Raw genomic sequence first — 10,198 nt, 5'->3', positions numbered from 1 at the left:
CCGTTGATGCTACATTGCGGGCCGCTTCCCCCTATCAAAAATCCCGCCGCCTGCGCCATCCCGATCGCCAAGTAATTGTGGAGCAGTCCGACATCCGGGGCAAAAAGTTAGTCCGTAAAGCCGGGGCATTGATTGTGTTTTTGGTGGATGCGTCGGGCTCCATGGCGTTGAATCGTATGCAGGCCGCCAAAGGAGCGGTGATGCAATTGCTGACGGAAGCCTACGAAAATCGAGATCAGGTTTCCCTCATTCCCTTCCAGGGGGAAAATGCGGAGGTATTACTACCCCCCACCCGATCCATTGCCATGGCCAAAAAACGGCTGGAAACGTTGCCCTGTGGCGGTGGTTCTCCCCTTTCCCACGGCTTAATGCAAGCGGTCAATGTGGGCATGAATGCCAAGCGTTCCGGGGACATTGGCCAAGTGGTAATCGTGGCCATCACCGATGGTCGGGGTAATATCCCCTTAGCCCGTTCCTTGGGGGACGAAATTCCTGAGGGAGAAAAGCCTGATATTAAAGCGGAATTGTTGGAAATTGCCGCCCGCATTCGGGGTTTAGGCATGCAATTGTTGGTTATTAATACGGAGAAAAAATTTGTTTCCACCGGCTTCGGCAAAGAATTAGCCCAAAAAGCTGGGGGTAAATATTATCAACTACCCAAAGCCACTGACCAAGGCATTGCTTCCATGGCCCGCCAGGCGATCGCCGACATGCAATAAAATGCCGTTTACCCCAGTACTTCTTAGCGAATTGAATCAACAAAATCTGGCTCAACCGCCGCCAATTTACGTAGGGCTAAGTTGACCGTCGCTGAGTCTTTGAATATTGCCGCCACATCAGGGTCGAGAAGTACGATATTTGTCCCTTTACGATAGGCTTGATAATGTTTGCCCCGCTCACCACCAGAAAAATCATAAACTTCACGGATGAGAACTTCTTCATGATCATTAGTTGGACTCATACTGTCTCCTTTCTGCTGGAACTGCTGGACGTGCACTAATAATCCGAATGCGTCCTTCTCTTTCCGTATATGAAACAACCAACAATCGGTTTTTAGATGAGTGAGCAACGCTTAACCACCTCATCTCGTTAAAGGAATGATCGGGATCAGGATGGTCAACTCTAACGGATCGCTAAAGACTGTAGCGGCTTCCTCAAAATTTATTCCATGTTTAGTGATATTACGCTTTTGTTTTGCCAAGTCCCACTCAAATTGCATCATTTTTTTCTGTCCAGACTGACACATTCCCGACACTGATACAGCTTGGGACACTAAATTCAACCACCAAGCTTACCAAGCAAGCCATGACCGAGTAAATTACCACCAATTACCCAAAGCCACTGAACTAGGTCTGGTCCGCCAGGCGATCGCCGACATGCAATAAAATGCCTTCTATAATCTAGCCTAACTAAAACTCTTCATTCTGCTAAACAACGGAGTTTGATCCATGAGTGAACATGAATATAATAAATATATTCATCAATTGAGAAGGCAATTGGTCAATGCTATGGAGAGAATAAAAACCCTTGAGTTAGACATAGAACCAGATGGACGCATAAGCGAAGCATTTTCGGTGATGGAAAAACATATGGACGCTCGGTTTGATCAGTTTGATACCAGATTTGATCACCTGGAATCATGGCTAGATCGAATGGATCATCAATTTAATCAACTACAGGCAAAGTTAACAATTATTTTGGACGCAATTACCGGCATCAGTGATTTACCTGAAGAATGCAACAGCCTGACTGTAACTTTATCAAAAACATAAACACCATGCAGAACCAAATCACTATCCACCCAGATATTTGCAACGGTAAACCTACCATTGTCGGAACCAGGATTACGGTACAAACCATAATGGAATTTTTAGAAGCAGGAGATTCTCCAGAAAATATTCTGGAAGATTACCCAGCCTTAACAAGGGAAGATATTTATGCTTGTATGCAGTTTGCCGCAAAGCTGATGGGCAAGCATTTTGAAATCAAAAAAATTGCATGAAGGGATTTTTATTTGACGAAAATTTGCCTGCTAAACTTCAACTAAGATCCTCCTTCCCTATCATTCACGTCTCATTGTTGGGAGAGAGTCTTCGAGATACAGAAATTTGGCAATATTCCAAAGGAAATGACTTAGCAATTGCTGTTCAGGACGTACACTTTTCTGGAAAATAATTCTTAAATCTTCTTTATTGAAGATCGCAACAACGGCTTATAAGAATAAATCAGTCTATGTTTTTCAGCACGTATTGAATCAATGGATAGTACATAGTGTTATCTAAATGTTCTGTAAACCATTCTTCATAAGTACCATTTAATAAATGCGTGGAGATTAGTTTTGATTCTTCTAATAGAACCCATAAATTATGTGTTGCTCGATTAACAAAGCCAAATTTTTTATCAGCTTTCAACCCATCTATTCCATGCTGTAGACATGCAGGACATTGACAATTTTTAAGCTTTCTTTCTTCATCAGTGCTTAGTTCTCTCCCCCTCCAACTTCCTAAACTAGCAACCATTCTATCTCCTGTTCCTGGTAATTGAATTATACCTCTAGCGGCTCTATTACGCCAACCACTTGAGTCCGCTGAATTAATCCCTAATAAGCTTGCTAAATGGATTGTTGCAGTACCTCCGATGCCAAATACATGAAGTTGTTGATTTTTAAATTCATTTCTTACATGTCGAATACTATCTAAAATCTTACGATGAGGAAGTGCCTTGGGAGCCTTTAATAAATTCGGAACAATTCCCCCCAACGCAATTGTATTTTTTGTCGATAGCTTTTCATAACCAACTAACATTTCAATATATTTTTCTAAGAAATTACTAACATGAATTACAGATGTGTACTGTCTTCTATGTTGATAACTTATATTCATTGCCATTGTCTTATCGAAACAAGATTCTTGCTCCTCAATGGTCATTTTAGGCGTTGGAATAAAGTCTTGAGGAATAGGCCACCAATTTGGCTTCGCATATCGAACAAATTCCTCATACTCTTTTTTAGGCGTTTCTCCTTCTTTTGATAAAAAATAAAAAGAACCGTTATCAAGGTAGACTTTAACTGATTTAGGAATGTTTAAAAATTGGTGGAGCCCCAGCTCCATTGCTCGCTGTCTATTTTTGGGCATTTTATGAAAATCTCCATATGAAATCATTACTGCTTTAAGGTTAAGCAGATGATAGGGAGATTCTTTGTCCCACACACGGGGATCAATACTTTTTAAAGTAATACCAGCAACAATTTCCAAAATACTCTAATCCATATTCTGAACAAAGTTTAAGTATTGATTCCATAGTTGATTTTTAATATGAGCAGATAAAGTTTGTCCAACATCTTTAGAGAACCGATGAGCTTGCTGAGTAACTGTAGGAATTAAATAAGTAATTTGTTCATCGCTACCAAATGAGTGATCTTGATCAACATCAAAACTTGAATATTTGATGGCGGTCAAAATCTTTGATAATTTTTCTTCAGGGGATGATAGACAATCATCAAAAAATTCATAACGTGGTAACAATTTGCTAGGATTTGGAGCATGACCAATAAAAACAATATAGGTATGAAACTTTTTACATAATGCCCTATACTGACTAATGTCTATGTTTTGATTAGTTTCTCTAATTTTATTTTCATAGTTTTCAAAATAACTCTCAAGATCATTAATATCTGGTGCCTTTTCATTTAAATTTGCTCTGGTCGTGAAGGAGCGTCTAATTAAACATGTTGAAATAGCAGATTTAAGCTGTTCTTTTGCAAAGTCAGGCGAACTAAGAAGTATTGTCATAGCTTGGCCATCAGTTAATGAGCAACCACCAACTGTCCAGTTAGCATCAATATTTTGTTCAATGTACCAATCAAGAACCGCACTGTAAAGTTTTAGGCGAACATTCTTAGATACACCACAGTATAAACGTCTAGAGTTTTCTGATGCGTTTAAACATTTAAGTAACTCAATGATTGCTTTTCTCGTAAATTCACCACGACGATTATCTATTAAATAATTGTCAAGATAAGCATCTTGGGGAAACAAACTACCATCCCGTAGGATCAGGTCAAAACGGTCTCGCCCATTATTAAGCAAAAATTCATGCTCAAACAAATATTGTCCAACATCCATCGCCGATGCAGTACAACGTATAAAATCTTCTGGCTCAAGCTCATCTTGGTAAGATGGATCAATCAACATCCATTTAAGAATATCATTTGTATCTAGTGGATTAAAACGACCTTGATCAAATGAAGCTTGGCCATCCTTAACATGAAGAACACTTCCTGCCGCATTATTTAACAAAAAAGGCACATTACGGGAAAAAAATCTTGCGGGGCTTGGCACCGAGTTTCTGTGTTGACTAACATCGGATGAAGCAATTGAAAAATTTGCGTTGTTTAATAAATCATCATTAGTTTCTATGATATTCAAAAAATATTCTCCAACGATATGATCATTTAAGTGTTGTTTGATATATTCCTTATTTAAAATTACAGACCATTGAGAACTTCCTCGTGGAGGTGACTTAATGTTGATGTGTTTTTTTGTCATCCCAAAGCCACGAATGGTCACTTGTCGCAACAATTTTGCAAAGCGCTCTGAATGGACGGTATTTTGCTCGATTCGATTTGAAATATCGATAATAAACTCAAAATATAGATCTCTTGGGTTGACACCGAGTAACTCTTCTCTAGCCTTTTTAATAGTAGAATCCCATTCTCTCTGGGAATCTACTAATTTTTTCATATAAACTGCAGTTTCTTTCAGAGGATCATATAATCTGGAAACCTGATCTCTAGAATATACTTCTGCTGAATTTATAGCTTGATCAAAGTCCATTTCTAATTGTATGTAAGGTGAGGGTAGAGTTTTTTTCTTTGAGCTAGGCATACCAAATAGATAAATTATTTCAGCTTTTCAATTTCATCGATCCATTTATCATTCATTTCTGCAAAAATATCAGGTGTTTTTCCTCCTTCAGAATCTTCTGTATATCGTTCACGAATTTTTACTGGAATGGTATGCTTTATACTTTCATAAGTTCCAGATAGTAAGCAGGTTCCTCGCGGCATTTTAGGTAAAGCTCGGAGCATTTCATCAGATGCATCAGACTTAACTCCCTTGATTGCTTCGAGTTGATCTGGCTCAAGCGCAAAAATCATGCGGGTATTGCATTGACGGATAACACTTTTATCAATATCAACAGGACTTTGAGTCATTAAAACCATACAAATTCCATGATGTCGCCCAATGCGAACTCCTTCTAAGAGAATTTGCTTACAAGGACTTGTCTCTCCTTGGGGCACAAATAAATGTGCTTCATCAACTACGACAACATATGGTGGAATGTGACCTCTTAATCTCAAGCTTTGGAGCTCTCGTAATATAACTGTAGCAAGAGTTTGAAGTTGTTTTGATGTCATATTTTTGCAGTTTATGGCAAGACATGGATGCATGTATTCTCTCCAGTTAACGCCATCGCCAAACATAGGGTCGTTAGCCAAACTATTAAGTTTTCTTTGAACAGCTTCCGCCAAACGAGGTGCATCTCCAGGTTTACTAGATAAATCAACTGCAGTTGTGTTGATTTCTTGTTGAATATCCGGTACTCCGAATTTTTGAATATCCCGATTAACTAATCGTGTTTTTAGATTATCAAATGCTCTACCTGCTACTTCACTATGAAGAGAATTTTTTTGCGTAATTTCAGGCAACAATTTAATAAATTCTTCTTCAGTCAAAGAAGATATTCGTACAGTGAAGTCTAAACCTGGTTTTACGACCTTGCCATTGTGAGCTTCTACAAACTTTGAATATTCATCTTGTGTATCTATGAAGATTATAGGCAAAAATTGTTTTAGTAGCTCTTCTGCAACAACCCCCATCGCATAACTTTTACCACTCCCTGTTGTTCCCCCAATAAAAAAATGCCTTTGGATTGATTCTTTTTTCAAAACAATTTTGGTTTTGAGTCCACCAATAGTATCACCAATGTATAAACCATTTTCCTGTTCATCTATCAAGCCCAAGACATTAACTATTTCAGTAGAGTCCGCAATATAAACATCAGCCCCTGAGTTGGGTAAATTTTCTGGAGACCGAATTGATCCATTGATTAGTTCGCCAATCAGGTCTGCTTCTACCAAACGATAAATATCTGTACTTAGCTCTTCAGAAATATGTGGTGACTTTAAGCCAAGTGCATCCTCAACACTGATTCGATCAGGGTTTTTATTAGGATTTTTTTCATATCCCCCGCGAATACGGGCAAATAATATTGACGATTCTTCTCGTTGCATCCACATTTTTACAATGACGCCGGGTTTAACGTCTCTTCCTGCCTTCAGCTTAATTCTAACGGTTTCAAAAGTTGGTGTTTCGGTATCAGAAATTACTGTGCCAACAAGATTTGCATCCATAGAATTTATACTCCTAGTTAATCAAAAAAATCCGAATAGACAACTACACCTAATTGACCTAAAAACTTTCTTGCTGCAATCGAGTGAAATTGCCCAACAGGCAACCCTGTCAACTGACTAACGAGCCATTTGGTCGATATTTTCTCCTCACCAATCAAAATATACCATGATTCATAAGAAAATGGCCTGCCAATACCAGCATCAATACTATTTTTTGCTTTTAAGTAGATTTCTTCGTAAGTAAGAGAGTAGGAAACGCCTTTAAATGTAGCAATCCTAACACTGGTCTCCTGTGTCTGGACTTTATAATTCTCTTTTTGGGGGAGGTCACCATATAGCCAGTAACGCAAATGAGACAGCTTTCGCCCTATGCTCCCTGTCGCTACTTCGACTTGAAGATTGTCTCTGGCGTATTTCTGATACCCGTCAATCAGATGTAGATATTGTTTACCAGCCGAAATATGAAGTTTTGTATACTGCTGAGAGTTTAGTATCTCTCGAAAAATGGACCGACTTTGCCCACTTATTTCTTTGATTTTATTTTTAGTTAGCTTTTCGTCATAGTTGGGAATTGGAGTATCATAAGGTATGATGCCAAACTTTGCAGAGAGTATGTAAATATCCAGATAGCTTGCTTCTTTTTGAGCAAGAAAACGCCTTAACAGTCGAAAAGCAGGACCATCATAACGTTCAATTGCCGGCATATTATTGCCACTTACTATTTTTTTGCGTGAACAGGATATTAATAAAAGTGATTTTTCTTCTTTTTTAATGACCATCTTTTGATAATTTAAATTATTATTCTATCCCAAAAAGTAGTATTTAAAATGGCGTGATTATGGTTGATTAGAGTTGGTCTGGGTCAATGCCCAGATCCCGCAATTTATTGGCTAATTTTTCAGCCCGCTGTTTCTCCTGCTCAGTTTTTTCCTTCTCCTCAGCTAGGCGTTGCCTTTCCAGATCCAAACTTTCTTGACCCCAGAGCAGAAGATTGCCATCTTTATCCCACCATCTCAGCCAGCCAGTGGTCATTTCCGCTTTTTTACCCTGCCAAACTCCCAAAAACAGGTTCATTTCCTCCAACCAAATGCGGCCATCAGCATTAAGTTCCTGCTTTTGATACCTACCATCGATTAACCGATAGATATCCAAACAATCCGTTTTAGGATGGAAAATTGCGTAAATAGGCACCTGTAGAATTTGTTCATAAAAGTACCATTTACCGTAGGGATAGTAAGGATTGATGGAATATTCTCCCCCCTCCGTTTCTGAAATAAACTCCATCACCACCAACGGGCGATCGCCTTCGGCATGGGGAGTATAACTGCGGCGGATTACCCCATCTTTGAGCGGTTCAACGGCAGGAATATAAACCCAGTCCGGGGCTTTAACGACAATTTTTTCGTCTACCGTGGCGCAAATGCCAAAATTGGTGGCAATTAGGCTAGTTTCCAAAATCAAGCCAGCTAGTTCCAGAGCTTCCCGGAGGGCGGCGGCTAATAGGGGTTGTAAGTTACTTTCCACAGGATCATCGGGCAAAATAAAATCGTCCGGCAGTTTTTCCCAGCGGATTTTTAGGTTCTTTTCCGAAGGAAGGGTTTGGATGGCTGTCATGAACTTAAACAGGCTGATCTGCTCTGGCTTTGTTAGAGTCTAACCTTTTTATTTGGCGATCGCCTACGTATGATAGTGTTAATCCCAAATCAATTTTAAAATCTCCCATAAGTTTATCTTCATGCTCACTAAATTGAATCATTTTAAACTTATCAATCTTGGTTTAATTTACCACAGCCAAGTGGGTTAATTCTTCACTAGCTAAACCGCTGATGGTACCACCTAAATTTAAAACTTCTGTCAAAAAGGCGATCGCCTCTGAGGTAATAATTTCTCCGGGGACAAGGACGGGAATACCGGGGGGATAGGGACAAAGCAGACCAGCACTAATTTTCCCAATGACTTCATTAACGGTTACTAGTTTTTGGGGAGCATGGGCGGCTCGACGGGGAGTCATGGCCAGGGTAGTACTAGGTAAGGGGGGCAAAGTTAATTGAAACGGTTGTTGAAAACTTGTGGGCGCTAACTGAGTTAAAGCTTCTAATAAACGAGCTAAATCCTGGGCTTGATTGCCAATGCTGATGATAAAACTTAACTGCCTTAGGGTGGGCAATTCCGCTGTAATTTGAAATTTTTCCCGTAACAAATCATCTAATTCAAATCCGGACATTCCCCAGGCGGTCGCATCGATGGTAATGCGGGTGGGATCAAGGGCTAAAGCTCCGGAATAAGGTTGGACAATTTCTAATAAAACTAACCCCGGAATTTGAGTTAACTTTTGTCGGTAATGGAGGGCAAATTCCCACACTTCCGCCATCATTTCTCGCCCACCATTGGCCATTTGGTGTCGGGCGCTATCGAGGGAAGCCAGCAAAACATAATTGGGGCTAGTGGATTGAATTAATTGCAAACATTGACTGATTTTTTGGGGATTAATCAAACTGCCTTGGGCGTGTACCATGGCGCATTGACTCAAAGCTCCCAACATCTTATGGGTGGATTGGACCACAATGTCTGCCCCGAATTCCAAAGCCGGTCTAGGTAGCAGGGGATGGAAGGGAAAATGGCCCCCATGGGCTTCATCAACAATGACGGGTAATTTAGCCCCATGACTCAATTCAACTAATTTCTGTAAGTCCCCCACAACGCCATGGTAGGTAGGATGGAGCAAAAATACCGCTTTGGCATCGTCATGTTTTTGTAGCGCTTGGCATAGGGTTTCTGGACTAATCCCCAAGGCCAAATCCCAATCTGGGTTAATTTCCGGCTCTAGAAAAATTGGCACGGCCCCAGCGTGGATTATGCCGGCGATCGCCGCTTGGTGAACATTCCGAGGCAAGAGAATTTTATCCCCATCGCCACAGGTGGCCAAAATTGCCGCCACAATGCCCGCCGTAGAACCATTAACGGAAAACCAGGTTCGTTCTGCCCCCCACAAATCCGCCGCTAACTCCTGGGCCTTGGCGATCGCCCCGCTGGGAGCAAAGAGATTATCCAACTCCGGTAATTCTGGCAGGTCAGCTTGGAATAGGGCTGGCCCTAACCATTGTTTGAATCCAGGGGCAATACCCTGACCCCGTTTATGGCCCGGTGCGTAAAAAGGCGTGTCCCGCTGTTGAGCAAGGTTTTTCAGCGTATTCGCTAGGGGCAAATCCTGTTGATCTAAACTAGCCATTACAGATCAGGGAAGACAGTTTGCACCGCCGATTGCACTAATTTTCCTGCTTGGACATTAACTCCCTTGGCTAAGGGTAAATCATTTTCCCAAGCTTTTTCCCCTAGATTGGCCAGTTTCAACACATAGGGCAAAGTACTGTTATTTAAAGCTTGGGTAGCTGTCCAGGGAGCGGCTCCAGGCATATTGGGAATACCCACATGGACTATCCCCACCTCCACATAACTGGGCTCACTGTGGGATGTTACCCGTAAGGTTTCTACACAGCCCCCTTGGTCGATCGCCACATCCATAATTACTGCCCCTGGTAACATTTGCTCCACTTGGGATCGGGAGACCAGCACAGGGGCTTTTTTTCCAGTTACCAACACCGCTCCAATTAACAAATCGGTGTGGGGTAATAGCTCTTCAATCTCGCTGGCATTGCTATAGCGTAGATCCACCCTGGAGCCGAATAATTCCCCCAATTGGTTTAAACGATCCACATTGACATCCAAAATAGTCACCACAGCCCCCAGTCCGATCGCCATTTTGGCCGCTTCCGTACCCACAAC

11 protein-coding genes and 2 pseudogenes are annotated in these 10,198 nt (G+C 41.0%); 4 read left to right on the top strand and 9 right to left on the bottom strand.

Annotated features, from left to right (window positions below; translation table 11 throughout):
• Positions 1-719, top strand: a 719-nt coding sequence (locus IQ219_RS11015) for a VWA domain-containing protein (protein WP_194072622.1), incomplete at its 5' end; no start/stop codon positions are given.
• A 23-nt stretch (positions 720-742) separates the two neighbouring features.
• Here the strand turns inward: IQ219_RS11015 and IQ219_RS11010 are convergent.
• Both IQ219_RS11010 and IQ219_RS11005 read right to left on the bottom strand, forming a co-directional pair.
• Positions 743-961, bottom strand: a complete 219-nt coding sequence (locus IQ219_RS11010; protein WP_194072621.1) for a hypothetical protein — start codon at positions 959-961, stop codon at positions 743-745.
• Positions 948-1,219: pseudogene (locus IQ219_RS11005) on the bottom strand (BrnT family toxin). Before IQ219_RS11005 ends, IQ219_RS11010 begins: the two are co-directional and overlap by 14 nt.
• A 229-nt stretch (positions 1,220-1,448) precedes the next feature.
• Between IQ219_RS11005 and IQ219_RS11000 the strand changes: the two are divergent.
• From IQ219_RS11000 to IQ219_RS20530, 3 genes are read left to right on the top strand one after another with little or no spacing between them, the layout of a single operon-like run.
• Entirely contained in the window at positions 1,449-1,772 is a 324-nt protein-coding gene (locus IQ219_RS11000; RefSeq protein ID WP_194072620.1) for a hypothetical protein, read from the top strand.
• A gap of 5 nt (positions 1,773-1,777) precedes the next feature.
• Positions 1,778-2,002, top strand: a complete 225-nt coding sequence (locus IQ219_RS10995) for a DUF433 domain-containing protein (RefSeq protein ID WP_194072619.1) — start codon at positions 1,778-1,780, stop codon at positions 2,000-2,002.
• Positions 1,999-2,175, top strand: a complete 177-nt coding sequence (locus IQ219_RS20530; RefSeq protein ID WP_194072618.1) for a DUF5615 family PIN-like protein — start codon at positions 1,999-2,001, stop codon at positions 2,173-2,175. Before IQ219_RS10995 ends, IQ219_RS20530 begins: the two co-directional genes overlap by 4 nt.
• Positions 2,176-2,225: 50 nt before the next feature.
• Here IQ219_RS20530 and IQ219_RS10985 read toward each other — a convergent pair whose 3' ends face one another.
• From IQ219_RS10985 to IQ219_RS10955, 7 genes and pseudogenes are all read right to left on the bottom strand, one after another.
• On the bottom strand, positions 2,226-3,254 hold the full coding sequence (locus IQ219_RS10985) for a hypothetical protein (protein ID WP_194072617.1): 1,029 nt from the start codon (positions 3,252-3,254) through the stop codon (positions 2,226-2,228).
• A gap of 6 nt (positions 3,255-3,260) precedes the next feature.
• Entirely contained in the window at positions 3,261-4,886 is a 1,626-nt protein-coding gene (locus IQ219_RS10980) for a hypothetical protein (RefSeq protein ID WP_228016959.1), read from the bottom strand.
• A gap of 14 nt (positions 4,887-4,900) precedes the next feature.
• The gene (locus tag IQ219_RS10975) at positions 4,901-6,415 is read right to left on the bottom strand and encodes an ATP-binding protein (protein ID WP_194072615.1); all 1,515 of its coding nucleotides are present in this window, start codon (positions 6,413-6,415) and stop codon (positions 4,901-4,903) included.
• Between the two features lie 17 nt (positions 6,416-6,432).
• The gene (locus tag IQ219_RS10970) at positions 6,433-7,194 is read right to left on the bottom strand and encodes a DUF6884 domain-containing protein (protein ID WP_194072614.1); all 762 of its coding nucleotides are present in this window, start codon (positions 7,192-7,194) and stop codon (positions 6,433-6,435) included.
• Between the two features lie 67 nt (positions 7,195-7,261).
• Complete coding sequence (locus tag IQ219_RS10965) at positions 7,262-8,029, bottom strand: Uma2 family endonuclease (protein ID WP_194072613.1); 768 nt, start codon at positions 8,027-8,029, stop codon at positions 7,262-7,264.
• Positions 8,030-8,192: 163 nt separating this feature from the next.
• Entirely contained in the window at positions 8,193-9,644 is a 1,452-nt protein-coding gene (locus IQ219_RS10960) for an aminotransferase class I/II-fold pyridoxal phosphate-dependent enzyme (RefSeq protein ID WP_194072612.1), read from the bottom strand.
• A pseudogene (locus tag IQ219_RS10955) lies at positions 9,644-10,198 on the bottom strand (alanine dehydrogenase); the annotation flags it as partial. The pseudogene IQ219_RS10955 and the gene IQ219_RS10960, both read right to left, overlap by 1 nt.

Origin of the sequence: Synechocystis sp. LEGE 06083 (genome assembly GCF_015207725.1) — a bacterium.
GTDB classification, from domain to species: Bacteria; Cyanobacteriota; Cyanobacteriia; order Cyanobacteriales; family Microcystaceae; genus Synechocystis; species Synechocystis salina.
The sequence above is the reverse complement of the archived record's forward strand: the minus strand, read 5'-3'. Positions and strand labels throughout refer to the sequence as shown.